Origin of the sequence: Ornithinimicrobium sp. (genome assembly GCF_035267225.1) — a bacterium.
Taxonomy (GTDB): Bacteria; Actinomycetota; Actinomycetes; order Actinomycetales; family Dermatophilaceae; genus Ornithinicoccus.
In genome coordinates this window covers 1-19,881 of sequence record NZ_DATFMA010000112.1, presented here as the reverse complement: position 1 = coordinate 19,881, position 19,881 = coordinate 1, and the positions used below count along the sequence as shown (strand labels likewise).

Annotated in this window: 18 protein-coding genes and 1 pseudogene; 10 read left to right on the top strand and 9 right to left on the bottom strand. The window is 69.8% G+C overall.

Annotated elements, in window-relative coordinates:
* Positions 1 to 502 (bottom strand): annotated as a pseudogene (locus VJ976_RS12700) (chromosomal replication initiator protein DnaA); the annotation flags it as partial.
* Positions 503 to 1,354: 852 nt separating this feature from the next.
* On the opposite strand from VJ976_RS12700, the gene rpmH reads away from it, so the two are divergent.
* From rpmH to VJ976_RS11305, 8 genes are all read left to right on the top strand, one after another.
* Positions 1,355 to 1,492: a 50S ribosomal protein L34 gene (gene rpmH, locus VJ976_RS11340; protein ID WP_324100332.1), complete on the top strand. Its 138-nt coding sequence runs from the start codon at positions 1,355 to 1,357 to the stop codon at positions 1,490 to 1,492.
* Between the two features lie 84 nt (positions 1,493 to 1,576).
* The gene (rnpA, locus tag VJ976_RS11335; RefSeq protein ID WP_414693631.1) at positions 1,577 to 1,885 is read left to right on the top strand and encodes a ribonuclease P protein component; all 309 of its coding nucleotides are present in this window, start codon (positions 1,577 to 1,579) and stop codon (positions 1,883 to 1,885) included.
* Entirely contained in the window at positions 1,882 to 2,157 is a 276-nt protein-coding gene (yidD, locus tag VJ976_RS11330) for a membrane protein insertion efficiency factor YidD (protein WP_324100330.1), read from the top strand. The genes rnpA and yidD overlap by 4 nt, the downstream gene beginning before the upstream one ends.
* 6 nt (positions 2,158 to 2,163) lie before the next feature.
* Complete coding sequence (gene yidC / locus VJ976_RS11325; protein WP_324100329.1) at positions 2,164 to 3,153, top strand: membrane protein insertase YidC; 990 nt, start codon at positions 2,164 to 2,166, stop codon at positions 3,151 to 3,153.
* Positions 3,154 to 3,247: 94 nt separating this feature from the next.
* Positions 3,248 to 3,817, top strand: a complete 570-nt coding sequence (locus VJ976_RS11320) for a protein jag (protein ID WP_324100328.1) — start codon at positions 3,248 to 3,250, stop codon at positions 3,815 to 3,817.
* Between the two features lie 4 nt (positions 3,818 to 3,821).
* Positions 3,822 to 4,505, top strand: a complete 684-nt coding sequence (rsmG, locus tag VJ976_RS11315) for a 16S rRNA (guanine(527)-N(7))-methyltransferase RsmG (RefSeq protein WP_324100327.1) — start codon at positions 3,822 to 3,824, stop codon at positions 4,503 to 4,505.
* A 227-nt stretch (positions 4,506 to 4,732) separates the two neighbouring features.
* Positions 4,733 to 5,629 (top strand): AAA family ATPase, encoded by an 897-nt coding sequence (locus VJ976_RS11310; protein ID WP_324100326.1) that lies wholly within the window; start codon positions 4,733 to 4,735, stop codon positions 5,627 to 5,629.
* A gap of 35 nt (positions 5,630 to 5,664) precedes the next feature.
* Positions 5,665 to 6,645, top strand: coding sequence for a ParB/RepB/Spo0J family partition protein (locus VJ976_RS11305; protein ID WP_324100325.1), 981 nt, complete (start codon positions 5,665 to 5,667; stop codon positions 6,643 to 6,645).
* 84 nt (positions 6,646 to 6,729) lie between these two features.
* Here VJ976_RS11305 and trxA read toward each other — a convergent pair whose 3' ends face one another.
* The 6 genes from trxA to VJ976_RS11275 form a co-directional block, all read right to left on the bottom strand.
* Positions 6,730 to 7,053 (bottom strand): thioredoxin, encoded by a 324-nt coding sequence (gene trxA / locus VJ976_RS11300; protein WP_324100324.1) that lies wholly within the window; start codon positions 7,051 to 7,053, stop codon positions 6,730 to 6,732.
* 47 nt (positions 7,054 to 7,100) lie between these two features.
* Complete coding sequence (trxB, locus tag VJ976_RS11295; protein ID WP_324100323.1) at positions 7,101 to 8,165, bottom strand: thioredoxin-disulfide reductase; 1,065 nt, start codon at positions 8,163 to 8,165, stop codon at positions 7,101 to 7,103.
* A gap of 95 nt (positions 8,166 to 8,260) precedes the next feature.
* On the bottom strand, positions 8,261 to 9,121 hold the full coding sequence (locus tag VJ976_RS11290; RefSeq protein ID WP_324100322.1) for a hypothetical protein: 861 nt from the start codon (positions 9,119 to 9,121) through the stop codon (positions 8,261 to 8,263).
* A 151-nt stretch (positions 9,122 to 9,272) separates the two neighbouring features.
* A complete protein-coding gene (murJ, locus tag VJ976_RS11285) occupies positions 9,273 to 12,935 on the bottom strand; it encodes a murein biosynthesis integral membrane protein MurJ (RefSeq protein WP_324100321.1) in 3,663 nt (1,220 codons plus the stop codon).
* Positions 12,932 to 15,292: a DUF6049 family protein gene (locus VJ976_RS11280; protein ID WP_324100320.1), complete on the bottom strand. Its 2,361-nt coding sequence runs from the start codon at positions 15,290 to 15,292 to the stop codon at positions 12,932 to 12,934. The genes murJ and VJ976_RS11280 overlap by 4 nt, the downstream gene beginning before the upstream one ends.
* A gap of 66 nt (positions 15,293 to 15,358) precedes the next feature.
* Positions 15,359 to 15,841: an NUDIX hydrolase gene (locus VJ976_RS11275; RefSeq protein WP_324100319.1), complete on the bottom strand. Its 483-nt coding sequence runs from the start codon at positions 15,839 to 15,841 to the stop codon at positions 15,359 to 15,361.
* A gap of 82 nt (positions 15,842 to 15,923) precedes the next feature.
* Here VJ976_RS11275 and VJ976_RS11270 point away from each other — a divergent pair, with 82 nt between their 5' ends.
* Complete coding sequence (locus VJ976_RS11270) at positions 15,924 to 17,402, top strand: CCA tRNA nucleotidyltransferase (RefSeq protein WP_324100318.1); 1,479 nt, start codon at positions 15,924 to 15,926, stop codon at positions 17,400 to 17,402.
* A gap of 4 nt (positions 17,403 to 17,406) precedes the next feature.
* Positions 17,407 to 18,399 (top strand): quinone oxidoreductase, encoded by a 993-nt coding sequence (locus VJ976_RS11265; protein ID WP_324100317.1) that lies wholly within the window; start codon positions 17,407 to 17,409, stop codon positions 18,397 to 18,399.
* Here VJ976_RS11265 and VJ976_RS11260 read toward each other — a convergent pair.
* Together VJ976_RS11260 and VJ976_RS11255 are read right to left on the bottom strand one after the other, a co-directional pair.
* Positions 18,318 to 19,700, bottom strand: coding sequence for a glycosyltransferase 87 family protein (locus tag VJ976_RS11260; protein WP_324100316.1), 1,383 nt, complete (start codon positions 19,698 to 19,700; stop codon positions 18,318 to 18,320). The two genes, VJ976_RS11265 and VJ976_RS11260, sit on opposite strands and share 82 nt — an antisense overlap.
* Positions 19,690 to 19,881 (bottom strand): hypothetical protein (locus VJ976_RS11255; RefSeq protein ID WP_324100315.1); only part of this gene is annotated, 192 nt, incomplete at its 5' end. The genes VJ976_RS11260 and VJ976_RS11255, both read right to left, overlap by 11 nt.

Below are 19,881 nucleotides of genomic sequence, written 5' to 3'. Positions count from 1 at the left end.
GGTCGGGAGGCTGGACATCCGTGAGCAGGCCCCACTCGAACCGGCTACGCAGGCGCTCGGCGAAGCCAGAGAGCTTCTTGGGGGGCTGGTCGGAGGTGATCACCACCTGCTTCTCGCTGTTGTGCAGCGTGTTGAAGGTGTGGAAGAACTCCTCGACCGTCTGTTCCTTGCCTTGCAGGAACTGGATGTCGTCGATCAGCAGCACGTCGACGTTGCGGTATCGCCGTTGGAACGCTCCGGCCTTGTCGTCGCGGATGCTGTTGATGAAGTCGTTGGTGAACTCCTCGGAGTTCACGTAGCGCACCCGAGTCTGGGCGTAGAGGTTGCGCGTGTAGTGGCCGATGGCATGGAGCAAGTGGGTCTTGCCCAGCCCGGACTCGCCATAGATGAAGAGGGGGTTGTAGGCACGCGCCGGCGCTTCGGCCACGGCGAGCGAGGCGGCGTGGGCGAAGCGGTTCGAGGATCCGGACACGAAGGTGTCGAAGGTGTACTTCGGGTTGAGCCGGGAGTCCCCGTCGGTCGTGGTGGCCGCACCGACCCCCGCCGTGGCCGACTCGGCCTGACCGGTGGACTCGCCGGCTTCCGTGCTCTCCTCAGGGGTGTAGGACCCCATGGCCCGCCGGTTCACCGGGGAGCGGTAGTCGCCGGCTTCCTGGTGGTCTGGGCCCTGATGGTTCGTCCCCTCGCGCTCGACCTGACGGCGTAGGTCGCTGTCGACGGTGATGGCCAGCCGTACTTCCTGGTCGAGCAGAGTGTTCAGGGCCTGCACGATGGGCAGTCGCAGCGTGGTCTCGAGGGTGTCCTTGGTGTGCTCGTAGGGCACCACCAGCAACGCGGTCGAGTCCAGCAGGCCGACCAGGCGGGTCAGCCGCAGGAAAGCTCGCTCGCGAGGGGCGATGCCTGAGGTGTCGACGTGCTCGACAGCCCGTGACCACACGTCATCGAAGTCGATCGACTCAGCCGCCATCAGACTTGCTGCCCTCGCCTCCCTGGTCGGACTCCGACGTTCGCGTCATCTGCCTCGGTGTCTCACCGCATCGACAGCTTGTCGACCGACTGTACACAAGGTTATCCACAAGCTGTGTACAAAGCGATGGACAAAACAACGGGAAGATCGTGACGCTATCAGAGCCCTCCGTTCGGGCCCAAGGGATCGGCAGGGTCTCGTTTGACCGCTCCCGTCTGCAGCCCGTACCGTGAGGAGGTCGCCATGACGGGCGTTTTCGCATGTCCAGGCACGGCTATGCTCCTGGGCTTCCGACTTCGTCTGACGAAGGCGTCGTACCGACCTACTGACCGGCTCCGCCTCGGTGCCGGCGCGGTGTTTCCGTGTCATCGCAGTGATGGAGAGATGATGAGCAAGCGTACCTTTCAGCCCAACCGCCGGCGTCGGGCCAAGGTGCACGGTTTCCGCCTGCGGATGCGCACGCGCGCCGGACGCAGCATCGTCGCTTCTCGCCGCCGCAAGGGCCGCGAGAAGCTGACGGCCTGAGATCTCTGACCGTGCCTCCGGCGTCTGTCACCCGTGTTGCCGGCACACCACCGACTGCGCCGGCCGGCCGACTTCCGGCGGGTGATGCGGGGCTCCAGCCCGCGCAACGGGCGGCGGGCCGGGACACCCAGGATCGTGGTGCATCGTGGGCCCATGGATGAGGCTCACGGCGACCGCCCGGCGCGGGTGGGGTTCGTCGTCTCCTCCGCCGTCGGCCACGCAGTGACACGGCACCGCGTCACGCGGCAGCTTCGCGCCTTGATGTCCGCGCGGATCGACCGCCTCCCGTCCGGAACCGACCTGGTCGTCCGAGCGACTCCTGAGGCCGCGAACGCCGGGTCCGCAGCCCTGTCCGCCGACCTCGACCGGTGCCTGCCGCGGGTGTGCTCATGAGTGCGCTGCTGGCCCGTCCTCTGGTCTGGTTGGTCCAGGCCTACCAGCTGCTGATCTCTCCCTTGCTGGGCCCGACCTGCAAGTACTACCCGTCGTGCTCGGCCTACGCGGTCACTGCGCTCCACGAGCACGGACCGCTACGTGGCCTGTGGCTCGCCGGCCGGCGCCTGTTGCGCTGTCACCCGTGGAGCCATGGCGGCGTCGACCACGTTCCCCCGCGCCGTGATGCGGTGCCCCCGACCACCGGCGAGACGTGCTCGCCCCGAGACTGAGGACGCATGGGTTTCTTCGACACCATCCTGTTCCCCTTCACATGGTTCGTCTCCACGATCATGGTCGGGTTCGAGAGCCTGCTGACCTCCTTCGGCATGTCCGACACCAGCGGTCTGACCTGGGTGCTGTCGATCATGGGTCTGGTCGTCGTGCTGCGCATCCTGCTCATGCCCTTGTTCGTACGGCAGATCCGCTCCCAGAGACGGATGCAGCTCTTGCAGCCCGAGCTGATGAAAATTCAGAAGAAGTACAAGGGGAAGAAGGACGAAGCATCTAGAAAGGCGATGACCGAAGAATCTTTCGGTCTGTACAAGAAACACGGCACGAACCCGTTCTCCTCGTGCCTGCCGATCCTGCTCCAGATGCCGTTCTTCCTGGCGCTGTTCCGCATGCTGAACGATCTGGAAGGAGTGGCCGACGGATCCAAGCAGGCCATCGGCTTCTTCTCCCAGGAGCTGGCGGCCAAGATGGAGAACTCGACCATCCTGGGGGCGCAGCTCTCCTCGTCCTTCCTGCACGACAGCGACACGCCGGCGAAGATCCTGTCGCTGGTGCTGATCGTGTTGATGTCGCTGACGCAGTTCATCACCTCGCATCAGCTGATGCGCAAGAACATGCCTGCGGCTGCCCTCGACTCCCCGATGGCCCGCCAGCAGCAGATCTTGATCTACCTGCTGCCGATCATGTTCGCGGTCTTCGGGGTGAACTTCCCTCTCGGTGTGCTCATCTACTGGACGACCACCAACCTCTGGACGATGGGGCAGCAGTTCTACGTCATCCGTGCCATGCCCGCGCCCGGGTCTTTGGCGGAGAAGGCGCTGGAGGAGCGCCGCGCGGCCAAGGGCAAGCCGATCAAGAAGTTCCAGCTGGCCGGGGCGGAGCAGGCCGCCACCGAGCCGTCGGCTCCAGTGCGGCAGTCCGGTCAGCGCACTCAGCCGCAAGGAAAGAAACGGGCCAAGAACAAGAGCCGGAGCAACCGACCCAAGGGACGCTAGCGGGACCTGCGTCGCCGGTCACACCCGCCGCCCGCGACGCGTCGGACGCCCCATGAGCGAAGAGACCACCGTCAGAGTGCAACCAGGAGCAACCATGACCACCACAGCCGAACCGAGCTCGACCGATCCCGACGCGCAGGACCTGGCCCGGGAGCCCCGCGAGGCTGCCCCGGCCGGCTCAGGTTCCCGATCGTCCCAGCTCGAGCGGGAGGGCGAGGTCGCTGCAGACTTCCTCGAGTCATTGCTGGACATCGCCGATCTGGACGGCGACCTCGAGGTGGACGTCGAGGGTGACCGTGCCGCGGTGTCGATCGTGGACTCCGAGGACGGCTCGGTACCCCAGCGCCTGGTGGGCAGCGAGGCTTCGGTGCTGGAGGCGCTGCAGGAGCTGGCTCGACTGGCGGTGCAAGCACAGACCGGCGAGCGCAGCCGCTTGATCCTGGATGTGGCCGGCTACCGGGCCGACCGTCGCCGCACTCTGGCTCAGACTGCGGTGGGGGCGATCGACGAGGTGAGCAAGACCGGCGAGCCGCAGGCGTTGCCGCCGATGACGGCTTTCGAGCGGAAGGTCGTCCACGACGAGGTGCTCCGCGCAGGGCTGCGCTCGGAGTCTGAAGGGGAGGACCCCCGGCGCCACGTGGTGGTCTTCCCTACGTCGACCTAGCCGTATGGCGTCCGCGTCCTCACCGAAGCCGCCTCGCGCGGCCGGAGAGATCTTCGGCGAGCACCTGCCCCTGGCGGTGCGATACGCGGAGCTGCTCGTGACCACCGGCATCGAGCACGGCCTACTCGGCCCACGGGAAGCGTCCAAGGTGTGGGAGCGGCACATCGTGAACTGCGCGGCGGTCGAGTCGCTGCTCCCGCACCGGTCGCGACTGATCGACATCGGCAGCGGAGCCGGCCTGCCGGGTCTGGCCCTGGCGATCGCCCGTCCCGACCTGAAGGTCACCCTGGTCGAGCCGATGGCGCGCCGGACCCGTTGGCTCGAGGACGCGCTGAGCGAGCTGGGCTTGACCCAGGTCAGCGTGCAACGGGCACGGGCCGAAGAGATGAGCGCTTTGATCCAGGCTCCTGTGGTGACAGCGCGGGCCGTGGCGCGCCTGGACAAGCTGGCCACCTTGGCGTGGCCCCTCCTGCCCGAAGGGGGACGATTGCTCGCCTTGAAGGGAGACAGCGCGGAGACGGAGATGCACGAGGCCTCCGCCATCTTGGAGCGGATCGGAACCTCGTCCAGCACGGTGCACGAGGTGGGTGCCGACATCCTCGCCACGCCGGTCCGGGTCATCGAGCTGGTCAAAGGGTCAAGACCGCGGGTCATGCGGTCCGGATCCGGACGTGGCGAGAAGACGTGATGCAGCAGACCGACCTGGGCTGGGTCGACCTTCCGCGCGCGAGTCCGGGCGAGCGCGAGGTGCTCGCTGAGACTGCGCTCGGCTGGCCGGTCGGCCCCGATGACTCCACGCCTGCCGGTGATGTTTCACGTGAAACAGCCGACCCGGAGCGTGTCGATGAGAACGGTCCCCGGGAAGCGCCTCCTTCGAGCCCGCCGGAGCCTGTTTCACGTGAAACCTCACGACCCGTGCACGGGGCGCCTGTTTCACGTGAAACCGCCGCGACCGAGGACGAGTCGCCGGCCGGGGCCGGGCCCTCCGACCACGAGCCTCGCGCCACCCGTGTGCTGAGCGTGGCCAACCAGAAGGGTGGCGTGGGTAAAACCACCACTGCGGTGAACGTGGCGGCAGCGCTGGCCCAGGCCGGGTGTCGCGTCCTGCTCATCGACCTCGACCCGCAGGGTAACGCCAGCACCGCTCTGGGGGTCCCCCACGACATGGGTGCCCCCGGGGTCTACGAGGTCCTGGTACAGAACGCCACCTTGGACGAGGTCGTGCGTCCCTCGCCCAGCGCCCCCGGGGTGTGGTGTGCCCCCTCCACCATGGATGTCGCTGGATGCGAGATCGAGCTCGTGGGACTGCCCGACCGTGAGTTCCGACTCCGGACGGCCCTGCGGCGCCATCTGGGCTACGCCGACACCTCCGACCCCACCGAGTTCGAGCCGTCCGCGTACGACTTCGTGCTCATCGACTGCCCGCCCAGCCTCGGCCTGCTCACGATCAACGCGATGACCGCTTCCGGTGAGGTCTTGATTCCCATCCAGTGTGAGTACTACGCGCTGGAGGGCCTGACCCAGCTCGTCCGCAACGTCGAGCTGATGCGCGCACACCTCAACCCCGGTCTGCGGGTGTCGACCATCGTGATGACCATGTACGACGCCCGCACCCGCCTGTCGTCCCAGGTCGCCGAGGAGGTGCGGGCGCACTTCGGTGACCTGGTCCTGGCCACCGCGGTGCCCCGCTCGGTTCGCATCAGTGAGGCACCCAGCCACGGAGAGAGCGTGATGACCTACGACCCGCACAGCGTGGGAGCCCTGTCCTACCGCGAGGTTGCGGTAGAACTGAGACGACACTCGAGGCCGTAGACCGGCGTCGACCGCCCTACGCCCGAGGAGAGCTCATGAATGACCGCCGACGAGGGCTGGGGCGTGGTCTCGGAGCCTTGATTCCCTCCGAGGCGCCGGACTCCTCACCGCCGCGGGACGTCTTCTTCATCCCCTCGGAACCGGATCCGGCGCCCGCGGACGACAGCGCGTTGGTGGCGGTGCCGGGGGTGAGGTTCACCGAGGTACCCGTCGAGGACATCACACCCAACCCGCGGCAACCACGAAGTGACTTCAACGACGACGATCTGGCCGAGCTCGCCCACAGCATCTCGCTGGTCGGGGTGCTGCAGCCGGTCGTGGTCCGTCCCTCACCGGAGGGCGGGGCGGCACCTTTCGAGCTGATCATGGGCGAGCGGCGCTGGCGAGCCAGCCGGCAGGCGGGAATGGAGACGGTCCCCGCGTTGGTGCGCGAGACCGCAGACGGTGACCTCCTGCGGGATGCCTTGCTGGAGAACCTGCACCGCAGCCAGCTCAACCCATTGGAGGAGGCCGCTGCCTACGCGCAGCTGCTGGAGGACTTCGGGTGTACGCACGACGAGCTGGCGGCACGTCTGGGACGGTCGCGTCCTCAGATCTCCAACACCGTGCGCCTGCTGCGGCTGCCTCCCGCGGTTCAGCGACGGGTCGCCTCCGGTGTGCTGTCGGCGGGGCACGCTCGTGCTCTGCTGACGCTCAGCAACGCCCCGGCAATGGAGGTCCTCGCCGCCCGGATCGTCGCTGAGGGTCTCTCCGTGCGCTCCGTCGAGGAGATCGTGCTGTTGGGAGAAGGCAACGCCGACGGGTCCGGTCCGAGTCGCCGGCGGTCACGCTCCCAGGGGGACCCTGACTTGGCCGAGTGGTCGACGTGGCTGTCGGACCAGCTCGAGACCCGCGTCACCATCTCCATGGGTCGGCGCAGGGGCAAGATGAGCGTCGAGTTCGCCTCCAAGGAGGACCTAGAGCGCATCCTCGCGCTGATGCGCACCGAGTCGGCACCGAGAGAGCTGACGGGTTAAGGGTCGACCGGCCCGCTTCCGGCACACCCCACGTGTCCACAATTCTGTGGATAACCGGTGGGTTGTCGTGCGCGACAGCAGATGTCAGGAGAGAAAGGGCTCCAGCTCACGCATGAGCTTGGGCTTGGACAGGGCGCCCACCATCGTCTTGACGACCTCACCGTCCACGTACACGTTCATGGTGGGGATCCCGGTGATCCCGTAGCGACCGGTGACCTGGGGGTTCTCGTCGGTGTTCAGCTTCACGACCGTCAGCTGGTCCGAGTACTCCTCGGAGAGCTCCTCGAGAACCGGTGCGACCATCTTGCACGGTCCGCACCACGGGGCCCAGAAGTCCACCAGCACTGGGCCCTTCTGCTGGAGCACGTCCGCGCCGAAAGCGCTGTCGTCGGTCTGTTTCGTGGCCATCGCAGTTTCTCCTCAGTGGTGAAGGTCGTTGTGGGACAAGGGAATCGTCAGCTGACCGGCACCGCGGTGTCTGCCACGGGGGTGGCCAGGGCGGCCGGTTGACCAGCGGCCGGCGTGATGGCCGCCAGGTAGCGCTCAGCATCCAGCGCTGCGGCGCATCCGGACCCGGCGGCCGTGACGGCCTGGCGGTAGGTGTGGTCCACGAGGTCGCCGGCGGCGAAGACCCCGGGGATGTTGGTCGCGGTGCCGCGGCCCTGCACCAACACGTACCCCTCCGCGTCCAGATGAACCTGGTCGGTGATGAGCTCGTTGCGCGGGTCGTGACCCACCGCGATGAAGAGGCCGGTCACACTGAGCCGCCGACGCTCCCCGGTACGGACATCGGCGAGAGTGACGGCGTCGACCTTCGCGTCGCCGTGGATCTCGACGACCTCGCTGTGCCAGGCAAAGCTGATCTTGGGGTCGGCCAGGGCGCGCTCGGCCATGATGTGGCTCGCCCGCAGCTCGCCGCGCCGGTGTACGACCGTGACCGACCGGGCGAAGCGGCTCAGGAACGTGGCCTCCTCCATCGCGGAGTCGCCGCCGCCGACGACCACGATGTCCTGGTCGCGGAAGAAAGCCCCGTCGCAGGTGGCACACCAGGAGACCCCGTGGCCGGACAGGCGCTTCTCGTCGGGCAGTCCCAGCTCCCGGTAGGCCGAACCCATGGCCAGGATGACCGAGCGGGCCCGGTGCCGGCCGCCCTCTTCGTCGGTGACCACCTTGATGGCGCCCGTGAGGTCGAGCGCCGTCACGTCGGTGCGCTTCAGAACGGCCCCGAAGCGCTCGGCCTGGGCCCGCATCTCCATCATCAGGTCGGGACCCATGATCCCGTCGGTGAAACCGGGGTAGTTCTCGACCTCGGTCGTGTTCATCAGGGCCCCGCCGGCGGTGACGGCTCCCTCGAAGAGCACCGGCTCGAGGTTCGCACGCGCGGCGTAGACCGCCGCGGTGTACCCAGCCGGACCGGAGCCCACGATGATGACCTCGTGCACGGCGTCGGAGTCGCCCCCGGTGGACGCGGGGGACGCAGAGGTGTCTGGCTGGAGGGAGATTCCGCTGATCGCCGTCATGAGAGGGGTGCTGCTCCTGTGAAGATGGATGATGCTGGGTGGTGAACCGATCCTAGGACGCCGATGTTCCCGGTGGGGACGAGCGCGTCGGAGTGTCAGGGCAGGTCTGTCGGCCCGTGCAAGACGGATGCCGACGGGTCGGCGACACAGTCGGCGCTGACCGCCCACGCTCGGGGCGCGCGCGCCGATGCGTCACTGACCACCACGACGTCCGTCTGTGCCACTGTGGCGGGCGCCGCGACCCAGCCCGGGCCGTTCGGGGTCTCGCCGGTGGCACGGACGCAGTTCTCGGTCTGCGCGGCGGGTAGTGCTCGCACGCCCGCCTCGATGGGCTCGAAGGATGCGGGCAGCGAGCGCGGCTCGGTCCCGGCGGCCGCCCCCTCGAGCACGGCGCCGGCACCCGCGGCGAAGCTGCGCTCGTCGATCTGCGCCAGCGCCGCAGCCGCGACGCCATCGCCGCTGGCATGGTCCGCCCCCTCGTCGACGGCAGCGCCCTGAGAAGCACTGGCGCTCGGTGATTGTTCGGCCTTGTCCTCGCGTTCCGAACTTTCACCTGTTCTGGTGTTGCTCGCTGGAACATACTGCGCTGCAATCTCAGGTTCCTCACCCAGACCGACCATCCGATCGTAGGTTGCGACACCGACGACGCCGACCGTGACCACCGCGGCGGCCCCGGCCACGAGCCACGGACCACGCGGGAGCCGCTGCCGTGCGACGCCGAAGCTGACGTCCGAGCCGCCTCGTGCCTGCCCGGTGGCGGTCCGCCTCGGTGATGCGGCAGTACCGGAGGAACGGCCATCGCGCTGGGGATCGTGTTCGTCCAAGGTCGCGGCGATGCGAGCTGCCACATGATCGGGCATCGGGCCGGGGTCCGGGAGTCCGGAGAGCAGCTCCCGCACTCCGGTGGGATCGTCGTCCTGATCCTCCGGTCGCGGGCCGTCGTCTCTGCTGGTCACCGGCGGCTCCTGGTCAGTGTGATGCGGGCGGTCTCGCTGGCGAGGCCCGGCCCCGTGAGGAGCCCCATCATGGGTAGGACGCTCGGTGAACGTCACTGGTTCCCGGAGCGGGAGTCGCTCGGTGGACGAGCCCGGGTGGACCCGGCCGGCGTCAGCGGACCACGACCTCGGAGACGTAGACGATCTCGCCGTTGGGCCCGTCCCAGGCGTCGGTGAACCAGACCAGGACGTACTGCCCCTCCACCGGATCGTCGGCGGTCACCGTCACCTCCTCGGAGGCGTCCTGGACCACGCCGATACGCGTGCTGTCCGAGCGGCTCACCTCGTCGCCGACGTACACCTCCACGGCGTAGTCGCCCTCGGGGAAGTCGATGTCGACCTCACTGACGCTCTGGCTCTCCCCGAGGTCGAGCGCGAGGCCGACGCCGTCCTTGAGGTTGCCCCAGTTGTCGGCCAGGTAGGTCCGGCTGTTCCACGAGGTGGAGGGGTCGCCATCGATGGCGAGGTCGGTGAGCTCGTTGTTCTCGTCGCCGTCGCCGCCGGGGTCGTGAGAGGTGATGCTCGCCGGCTCGATCGGGTCTGTTGACTCTGCCGTCGGTTCCTCTGTCGTGCGGGCGGCGTCGTTGTTGCCCTCGTTCGAGGACTCGTCCTCTTCCCCGGACTGTCCCTGCTCCTCCTCGCTGGTCGCCTCCTGCCCGCCATCGGCGGCCTCGCCGCCCATCGGGTTCAGACCCTGGATGGCACCGTAGGCCAGGAACATCGCCACGACGACGATGGCGGCAATGAGGGCTAGCACCACGCTGCTCTGGTAGCGCTGCCGAGGACGCCCTTCCTCCTCACTCAGGTCCGCCGTCGCGCCGGCGCCTCCGGAGAGGAGTCCGACGTCATCGGCACCGCGGTCCGCGTCCGCCTGCGTGGACGAGGCTCGGGAGCCTTCGGCATGGCGGCCGGTACGTCGGTCCTCCTCCGGTGCGTCGGCAAGCCCGGAATAGTCTCCAGCGGGCGCGGCGCCCGACGGTGTCGTGCGGTAGTAGCTGCCTTCGGCGCGGCCGGTGTCGTCCGTGTCGTCGGCGCCGGAGTCTGCTCCCTCGTGAGGATGGGCGGCGGTAGCGGCGGCGGCGGCACCGGATCCCGCGGAGAGGGCCGCATACGCTCCCCCGTCGCTGTCCTCGAGCGGCGCATCGAGGGAATGCTGCTCGCCCTGGACGACCTCGGAGGGCCAGGGTGCCAGCACCTTGGCGAGCTCTCCGGGGGTGCTGGGGGCTTGGGTGCCGTCCGACTCCACGCCGAAGACCGACCGGCACAGCGCGTCGAGATCCCCGGGAATCCCGCCGACGACCTCGGACGGCGCGGGCAGCGTGCCGTCGGCGAGGCGCCGAGCAGGCCGCAGCGCCTCGATCTCCTCGCCGGGCCAGCGGCCCGTCAGCCCCGTGTACAGCAAGGACATCAGGTCCGAGGTGTCGATGGCCGAGGACTCCACGGCCGAGATCTCGTCGGTCTGCTCGATGGCCGAGGCCACACCCACGCCGGAGATCTTGACGCTGCCCTCGCGGGTGCGCAGGACGGCGTGCGGGTTCAGGTAGAGGTGGTGCAGCCCTCGTCGCCGGGCGGACTCCAGCCCGGAGGCCGCCTCACCCACGATCCTGCGGGCCTCCTCGGCCGGGAGCGGGTGCTCGGCGACGAGCGAGGCCAGGGAGATGGCTTCGCTCAGTCCCTCCTCGACGATCCAGCAGACTCCGTCGTCGAGGCCGACGTCCAGGACGCGCACCAGGCGGGGATCGTCCACCCCGGCCGTGCGACGTGCGCTGTCGAGCACGGCGTGCGCCGTCTCCTCGTGCACACCGGAGGCGGGCAGCACGGTGACCGCCACGAGACGGTCCAAGGTCTGGTCGTGGGCCGACCAGTAGTCGAGGGTGTCGTCGCGTCGCGCCAGGAGCTCCTCGAGGGCATACCGGCCTCCGAGGACCTTGCCAGTGTCGATGCCATGCACCTGGGGCTCCTTGCTTCCTGAGGCTTCCGGTCCAGCCGGGTCCAAGAGTAGTCCGGTCCCACTCGTGATAGGTGCTGCTGCGACACCACTGTCGCGGGGATCCTCGGGGGGCTCGGAGCCCGGAGCCTCGGTGGGAGTCACGGGACTTGCGACGCCGTCCTGCGCCGCCCGCCGGCCGCGCACCCGGCGCAGCAGCGGGGCGGCGACCTCGGCCAGCTCACGCACCCCGAGGCGATGCGCGACGAAGGCGTACACCACCACGAACACCAGGCCCCCGAGCACGAGGGTCGCCAGCGCGGCCACCTTGCCGTCGAGCCGGGTGTCCACGGCGTACTGCACGGCCAGGGTGGGCAGAGCCGAGATCAGGGCGGCGGCGAAGGCGCGCAGATAGGTGCGGCGGACGTCGGCCATGCTCGTCGACCCCACACGCCGGCGTACCCACATGACGCCCAGCACCGCCGCCGCCAGCTGGCCGGCGGCCTGGCCTCCGGCGACACCGAAGGCGGTGAGCTGGGGTGGCAGGAAGGCCGCGGCCGTGATCGCGCCGATAGCGATGCCGGTGATGACCAGCTGGAGCTGGAAGGGGGGGCGGCCCTCCTGGTAGGCGTGGAAGATCCGCTGGGAGAGCAGGTACATGCCGTAGGGCACCAGGCCGAGCGTGAGAATCATGACGACCTGCGCCGTGGCCTCGGTCGCCTCGGACCCGCTGAGCAGGAGGAGCAGGGCGGTGACCTCGGGGGCGAGAACGATCATCGCGACGGCGATCGGCACCATGGCGGTGGCGAGCAACCGCAGCCCGTGCCGGTACTGGTACGACAGGGTCGCACGGTCGTCCGCGGCCGCGGCGCGGGAGAGCTGGGGAAGCATCGCGGTGAGCAGGGAGGTCGCGATGAGCGAGTGCGGGAGGATGAAGATCAGGAAGGCGTTGTCGTACACGAACTTGCCGGGCACTCCCGGCTGCAGCACCACGGCCCGGTTCAGCACGTTCGAGGCCAGCAACAGACCGAGCTGTGACACGGCGATGACGGCCAGGGTCCACATGGCCATCCGCGACGCGGCGCCCAGACCGACTCCACGGAAGCCCCATCTCGGCCGGTAGCGAAAGCCGCTGCGACGGACCGGCTCGAAGAGCACCGCTGCCTGCACGACGATCCCGAGAGTGGCGGTGCCGCCCAACAGCCAGATCATCTCCGGGCTCCACTGGCCCAGAGGCAACGTGGCGGCGTCGGGATAGCGGAAGGAGAAGACGACCAGCCCGGCGATGGCCACGATGTTGTTGGCCACCGGGGCCCACATGTAGTAGCCGAACCTCTCCTGCGCGTTGAGGATCTGGCCCAGCAGCGCGTAGGCGCCGTAGAAGAAGATCTGCGGCAGGCACAGGTAGGCCAGCGCCACGGCCAGGGCGAGCTGCTCCCCGGTCCAGCTGATCGCGTAGAGCTTGGTGACCAGCCACGCGCCCGCCGTGGCCAAGGCCGTCAGCACGAACAGGACGGTGAGGGCGAGGGTGATCAACCGGTCGGTCAGGTCCCGCCCCCGGTCCTCGCGGGCCAGGGCACGCGTCAGCTGGGGCACGAACACGACGTTCAGCACGCCACCGGCCAACAGGATGTACAGCGTGTTGGGCAGCGTGTTGGCGGTCTGCCAGATGTTCGCGATCTGGGTCGTGACGCCGATCGCACCGGCGAGCAGAGCGAGGCGGACGAGCCCGAGTAGCCGGGACACGAGCGTGCCCGAGGCCATCAGCGCGCTGGAGCGTGCCAGCGAGGCCGAAGAGTGTGACCTCGGCCCGTCCGGCGCGGGGGAGTCGGCGCCGGGCGCGCTCACGACAGCTCCTGCCTCGTGGCGCCAGAGGTGGAGGGCCGACGCACCGCCCGGGTCAGCCCGAGCACGAGGATGACGCCGGCCAGCCCTCCGAGCAGCCAGTAGATCCACATTCCGGTCGGCCGCACCGAGATGTTCAGCTCCTCCGGGTCGCCGATCGTCAACCCACTGGGGGTGGACAGGGTTGCTTGCACCGGCACCTCGCCGGCGGCCACGGCCTCGGCACGGAACTGCACGGTGGCGCGGCTCGAAGGTCCGATCGTCACCGCCTCGGGCGCCTCGAGGATGCGCAGCCGGGCGTTGCCCGGCTCGAGCCCGAGCCGAAGGTCCCGGACCGCGACCGGCAGCTCGTTGACCAAGGTGATCTGGATCAGGCCCTCCTGGGCGACGAAGTTGACCTCCGTAGGGTTGATCTGGATCCCGCCGGTGACCGTCGTGACCTGGGACTCCATCTCGCTCATCGGGACCGCCCACTCCTGGTCGCGGCTTCGCCAGCGCGTCGAGTACAACCCGTCCAGGACGGAGTCCCACTGCTGGGCAGCCCCTCCCTCGGGCATGATGCCGCTGAGGTCGGCCAACTGTCCCCGCACGGCCTCGATCTCGGCGATCCGAGCGGTGGTCAGCGGGCTCCGCCCTGGAGCCTCGGCCGGTGTGGAACCGGTCAGGCGGACCGGCTCCGCGTCCGCAAGCAGGTCAGCCGCCGACACCTGCTCCACCCACGGCGCCTCCTCGAGCGCTTGGACCAGGCTCCCGACGGTCTCTGCCTGCACGTCGGCGGCGCGGGGTGGGGAGAGCACGACCGCCCCCGGGGAGCTCGGCTGACGCTGGTGGCGCGCCAGCAGGTGCGCCAGCACCAGCTGCACGTCGGCACCATCCTGCCCTGGGCTCGACATCTCCTCGAGGATCTTCGCCAGCTGGTCGTCGTAGCCCAGCACCGGCATCGCCGCGGCGGAGTCGAGCTCGCCAGCAGGCTGCCCGATGAGGTCGGTGGTCTCGTTGAACGCGCTTCGCGGCAGGACCGTGGCCAGCGGAGCACCGCCGGGCCAGAGCGCCCGCATGTCGCGCAGACGCCGTTGGTCCACCACGTCGAAGGCCGGCCAGGAGACCCCCTGGCGGCCACGCTCGAGCACACGCTCGGCTTCGAGGACCGAGGGAGCCAGGTCGCGGCGCAGCAGCTGTCGGGACAGATCGGGGTCTGCCCCCGTATCCAGGAGCGCCGCCACGTCGGGATCGGACACGGGCAGCCACCACAGCTGGGACCGGCTCAGCTCCCCGAGACGCACCTGTAGGTCGGCCTCGGCCTGCTGCACCTGGCTGGCCTCCTCCGGCAGATCCAGCTCGGGCAGGTCTGGTTGGGTCGGGGTGGCGGAGGAGCTGGCGGACGTGTCGTCCGCCGACCCACTCCGCTCCTGCGGGCCGGACTGGCTCGGGACGTCACCCTGGTCGTTCTGCGTGCTGGGGGACTCCTGAGCGGGCTCGGTCGGCTCCGGCAGGGGGACGGGTGTCCCGGCGGGCGTGGAGACGTCCGCCGAGACACGCCCGAGCGGCGTCAACAGGGCGGGATCCACGACGAACGTCGCCTCGCCCTGGTCCAGTCCATCCAGCCAGGCCCGAGCCGAGGAGTCCGGTCCCACGGCGTCCAGCCACGCCTGGGCACGCTGCGGAGCGGGAGCCGAGGTCAGCGCGGCGTCCGCCGGCACGGTGAGAGGCACCACCCACGAGACTCCGAGTCGGTCCTGAGCCGGGCGTGTCGACCACCACGGCAACACCGAGCGAGCCTGCCCGAGGGTGGAGCCGTCGCCTCCCGTGACCTCGAGGCGCAGCGGCAGGCTCGTGAACGAGAAGGGGGGCCGCAGCCGTTTGCCCGGGACCGAGATCGTGAAGTCGAGCTCGTCGCCCGGAGCGAGCACCTCCTCCACCTCGTCCTGCCCCACCTGCCGAGGAGTTCTGGTGCTCTGCTCACCGGTGGACCAGGAGCTGACGGCATCAGAGGTGTCCAGGGCCACCCATGCTGTGCTGGCCGCGATCGCGCGGATCTCGGTGCTGACCGTGCCGACGTTGCGCAGAGTGCCACTGACACTCCAGGGCTGGTTGGGCCGCATCACCGTCGGTGCGACCTCGTCGACCACGATGTCGACCTGAGGACCGGGCTGGGCGGGCGCTTCCGGCATGGCCCGGCTGGTGTCGGGGTGAGGGTGGGCGCCTGCCGCCGGCTCCAGCGGGAGGAGAAGGGCGAGCACGACCAGAGCCACCATCAGCGGTGTCAGGCTCGCCCGGCAAGCCCCCACGCCTGCCCTGCCCACCAGGCGTACGCGCTCACGCGCACCGACAGCTCTCCCCGCTCTCGCGCTGTCATTCATACCGACGCTGACGGAGTCAGGACGGTTGGCCGCAGGTGAGGACAAGTCGAGTCGTCTCGGGGGGCTTCAGGCGGGTCCGGCCAGGCACCGCCAGGCGAGCTGGGCGATACGGCGCTCGTTGGGAAAGGTGAGCCGCTGGTGGGCCTCGTCCAAGGACACCCAGGCGGCGTCGATCGCCTCGTGGTCGGGGTCGTTGTCCACCGTGAGGCGACCTCCGGTGGCCTCGAGGAGATAGTGGTACACCATCTTGTGGATGCGGTGGGACGGAGTGGAGAACCGGTACTCGATCGTGCCCAAGGTCACCAGTACACGTCCTTCGATGCCGGTCTCCTCGGCTACTTCGCGCTCCGCGGTCTGGACCAGGGTCTCGCCGGCCTCGACGTGTCCCTTGGGTAGGCACCACTCGATGCGTGCCCGGCGGTTGCGCCGCGCGATCACCGGGATGCGGGCCCGACCGTCGATGACGTCGACGACAACCCCTCCGGCGGAGGTTTCTCGCACCGCGAGGTGCCGCCCGCGGGGGCGGGCCGGTCGCGGTGTGAGCGTCACGTGCTCACTGTATCGACCGGGCCTGTGGACAAGGTGAGATCACGAGGACACCGGTGCGTCCCTCTGCGTAGGCTAGGCGATCGTGTCCCCATCCTCCCCCGCAGCCGAGAGCCTGGCTCGCGCCTCCCGTGCCCTCTCGCCGGTGCTGGACTCGATCGCCGGCCTGAGCAGCGCTTTCGCGGCGCAGGGGCATGAGCTGGCCCTGGTCGGAGGGCCGGTGCGAGACGCCTTCCTCGGCCGGCAGTCCCCCGATCTGGACTTCGCGACCAACGCCCGGCCCGACGCGATCGAGACCCTTCTCCGCGGCTGGGCGGACCACACCTGGGATGTGGGTCGCGCCTTCGGCACCATCGGGGCGTGCCGCGGTGACCTGGTCGTGGAGGTGACCACGTACCGCGCCGATGCGTACGAACCGGGGTCGCGCAAGCCGGTGGTGGCCTTCGGGGACACCCTGGAGGCGGACCTGACGCGGCGCGACTTCACGGTCAACGCGATGGCCCTGCGGTTGCCCGACCGGGTGTTCGTCGACCCTTGCGGTGGCCTGGAGGATCTGGTCCAAGGCCGCCTGCGTACGCCGCAGGAGCCCGAGGTCTCCTTCTCGGACGACCCACTGCGCATGATGCGCGCGGCACGTTTCACCGCGACGCTTGGCCTGCACGTCGACCTCGCGGTCGCCGAGGCGATGACTGGGATGGCCTCCCGGCTGGACATCGTCTCCAGCGAGCGCGTACGCGACGAGCTCACGCGTCTGCTGTTGGGCGCCGATCCGCGAGCAGGAGTCGAGGTGCTCGTCAGCACCGGGCTGGCCGAGGTGGTGCTGCCCGAGGTGCCGGCCCTGCAGCTCGAGGTCGACGAGCACCACCGGCACAAGGACGTGTACCAGCACTCGTTGCAGGTGCTGGAGCAGGCCATCGCCTTGGAGAGCCCGCCGACCGCCACTGGTGCCGATGAGGTGCCGGGGCCGGACCTCGTGTTGCGGCTGGCCGCGCTGCTGCACGACATCGGCAAGCCCGCCACGCGCCGGTTCACCTCCGGCGGGGGAGTCAGCTTCCACCATCACGAGGTCGTCGGAGCCAAGCTCGCTCGGAGCCGGCTGCGCGCCCTGCGCTACGACAAGGAGACCGTCAAGGACGTCTCACGGCTGGTGGAGCTGCATCTGCGCTTCCACGGCTACGGCAGCGGTGAATGGACGGACTCAGCCGTGCGGCGGTACGTCACCGACGCCGGCGACCTGCTCGGCCGGCTGCACCGGTTGACCCGCTCGGACTGCACCACCCGCAACCGGCGCAAGGCAGCGCGGTTGTCCGCCTCCTACGACGACCTGGAGCGCCGCATCGACCGCCTGCGCGAGCAGGAGCAGCTGGAGGCCGTGCGGCCCGAGCTGGACGGGCACCAGATCGCCGAGGTGCTCGGCATCGAGCCCGGCCCGCTGCTCGGGCGGGCCTACAAACACCTGCTGGAGGTGCGCATGGAGCGCGGCCTCATCGGCCACGAGGAGGCGGTGACCGAGCTGCGGCGCTGGTGGCGAGAGCGAGCGCAGCCCTCGGGTGCCGCAGAATAGGCGGATGCGCGTCGTGATCGTCGCCGAACACGGCGGCCCAGAGGTCCTGCAGGTCACCGAACGCGAACGCCCGGTGCCGGACGAGGGCCATGTGCTGGTCGAGGTCGACGCGGCGGGGGTCAACTTCATCGACACCTACCAGCGCAGCGGCGCTTACCCCATGTCCCTGCCCTACGTCGTGGGCTCCGAGGGGGCCGGCACTGTGGTCGAGGTGGGACCGGGCACGGACGAGCCGGCACCGGGAGACCGGGTGGCGTGGGCCATGGTCCCCGGAAGCGGGGCCACCGAGTATGCGGTGGTGCCGGCGTCGCGCGCGGTGCCTGTGCCTGCCGGAGTCGACCTGCGCACCGCCGCTGCCGTGATGCTGCAGGGGATGACGGCGCACTACCTCGTGGAGTCCACCTACGCGGCGCAGGAAGGGCAGACCGCGTTGGTCCACGCCGCCGCGGGCGGTGTGGGGCTCTTGCTGTGCCAGATGCTGTCGGCCAAAGGTGTGCGCGTGATCGGCACGACCTCGACCTCCGACAAGGCCGACCACGCCCGCGCGGCCGGTGCCCATGATGTCGTCCGCTACCGCGCGGCCGAGGGGCGGAGCCCGGCGGTCGACCTGGTGGCGGAGGTCACCCGGCTCACGGACGGTGAGGGCGTCGACGTGGTCTACGACGGAGTGGGGCAGGCGACCTTCGACGCGGGTCTGGCGTTGTTGCGACCCCGAGGGACGATGGTGCTCTTCGGTGCGGCAAGCGGGCCGGTGGCTCCCGTCGATCCCCAGACGCTGAACACCGCGGGGTCGGTGTACCTCACCCGGCCCTCGCTGGCGCACTACCTCCAGGGCCGGGACGAGCTGCTCTGGCGAGCCCGCGATGTGCTCGGTGCGGTCGAGCGCGGCGATCTGCGGGTGAGCATCGGGGCGACCTATCCGCTGGAGCGGGTGGCCGACGCCCATCGCGATCTGGAGTCCGGGACGACGTCCGGCAAGCTGCTCCTGGCCCCGTAAGCCCCCGGAGCCTCACCGGCGCGGGTCCAGACTCGAGCCAGGACCCACGTCCATGCCACCGCGCGCAGCACCACGCAGGCGCCGTAGGCGTCTGCGGGCAGGCCGCGCCCAGGGTCGGAGCCGAAGCCGATGTAGAGCCAGGTGGCCTCGAAATGGATCACCTCGGCGGCTGCCCAGAGCAGGTGGTCGCGCCACGGCAGTGCTGAGAGGGCGAGGAACGGCAGCATCCACAAGCCGGTCTGGACCGAAACCGTCTTCGACGTGAGGATGACGGTCAGCATCATCGGTGCAGCCAGCGCTATCAGGGTGCGCACGTCACGGTTGCCGACCAGGCGACGGGAGAGCCCCACCCCGACCGCCGCCGCCACGACCCACCCGGTCAGGGCGACGACAGTGGCCACGGTGGTGGAGACCGGCGCCCCGAACAGACTCGGCACGAGCGTGCTCCCGCCATAGCCTGGGCCGCTGGACAGGAAGCGGCGCGGCGCGAGGGTGGCCCCGTCGCCGAACAGCGCCAGGAAGGGCGCGTACGCCACCGCCGCGGTCACCGCGGTCGAAGCGACCACACGGACGGCGTGCTGCCGCTGGCCGGTCCGCCAAGCGAGGAACACCGCGGCCAGGAGGAAGACCAACGGGAACGGGCGCAGGAGCACGGCGAGGCCGAGCAGCGCTCCACTGGTCATCGGTCGGTCGCGCTGCCAGGCCCACAGGGCCCAGATGACCAGCAGGATGCCCACCAGATCCACCGAGATCAGGGCCAACAGGGCGATGACCGGGCTGACGGCCAGATGGGCAGCCTGCCATGGTCGCTCCTGCTGCAGCGAGACCAGGGCCTGGGTTGCCAGGGCGAGCAGGACTGTCGCCAGGACGGCCCAGAGCCCGAAGGTCCAGCGCTGGGTGGGGACATCCCCGCCGGAGGCCGGGGAGATCACGGTCAGCACCCACAGCACCAGTCCGGAGAGCACGGGTTGGTCACTGGGGGACTGCCCGCTGTAGGGCATCGACCCTTCGGCCAGCGCGGAGCTCACGGTCACCACTGCGACATCGGAGTAGCAGGCGCGCCAGAACTGGTCCGGGTCGCTCCAGCCGTAGGCCAGGCAGTACCCCTTCTGGAGCACTCCGACGGCCACCATCAGGGAACCGAGGACGACCACGGTGGCCGCGACTCCGCTGAGGCCGCGGCGGCCCGGGGCGGCGTGGTCCCCCCAGGGGCCGCCGATGAACCGGGTCGCAGCCCGGACGACCGGGTCGTGGCGCGACGGTGCGTACCCGGCGGCGTGCGGTGCGGAGCTACCCGTCATCGACCGGGTCGTCGTCCACTCGGGCCTCCGAGTCTTCCTGGTCTGCGCGCGCGCCGCCGTTGCTGTCGTTGCCGCCGCCGCTGCCGCCACTGCTGCTGCCGCCGCTGCCGCCGCCGCTGCCGGCGTTGCCGGCGTTGCCGGCGTTGCCGCCACTGCTGCTGCCGCCGCTGCTGCCGTTGCC

Bases quoted from the DNA above. Each gene is read 5' to 3' on its own strand.
- rpmH (WP_324100332.1), top strand. From the start codon at position 1,355: ATGAGCAAGCGTACCTTTCAGCCCAACCGCCGGCGTCGGGCCAAGGTG.
- rnpA (WP_414693631.1), top strand. From the start codon at position 1,577: ATGCGGGGCTCCAGCCCGCGCAACGGGCGGCGGGCCGGGACACCCAGG.
- yidD (WP_324100330.1), top strand. From the start codon at position 1,882: ATGAGTGCGCTGCTGGCCCGTCCTCTGGTCTGGTTGGTCCAGGCCTAC.
- yidC (WP_324100329.1), top strand. From the start codon at position 2,164: ATGGGTTTCTTCGACACCATCCTGTTCCCCTTCACATGGTTCGTCTCC.
- VJ976_RS11320 (WP_324100328.1), top strand. From the start codon at position 3,248: ATGACCACCACAGCCGAACCGAGCTCGACCGATCCCGACGCGCAGGAC.
- rsmG (WP_324100327.1), top strand. From the start codon at position 3,822: ATGGCGTCCGCGTCCTCACCGAAGCCGCCTCGCGCGGCCGGAGAGATC.
- VJ976_RS11305 (WP_324100325.1), top strand. From the start codon at position 5,665: ATGAATGACCGCCGACGAGGGCTGGGGCGTGGTCTCGGAGCCTTGATT.
- trxA (WP_324100324.1), bottom strand. From the start codon at position 7,053: ATGGCCACGAAACAGACCGACGACAGCGCTTTCGGCGCGGACGTGCTC.
- trxB (WP_324100323.1), bottom strand. From the start codon at position 8,165: ATGACGGCGATCAGCGGAATCTCCCTCCAGCCAGACACCTCTGCGTCC.
- VJ976_RS11280 (WP_324100320.1), bottom strand. From the start codon at position 15,292: ATGAATGACAGCGCGAGAGCGGGGAGAGCTGTCGGTGCGCGTGAGCGC.
- VJ976_RS11265 (WP_324100317.1), top strand. From the start codon at position 17,407: ATGCGCGTCGTGATCGTCGCCGAACACGGCGGCCCAGAGGTCCTGCAG.
- VJ976_RS11260 (WP_324100316.1), bottom strand. From the start codon at position 19,700: ATGACGGGTAGCTCCGCACCGCACGCCGCCGGGTACGCACCGTCGCGC.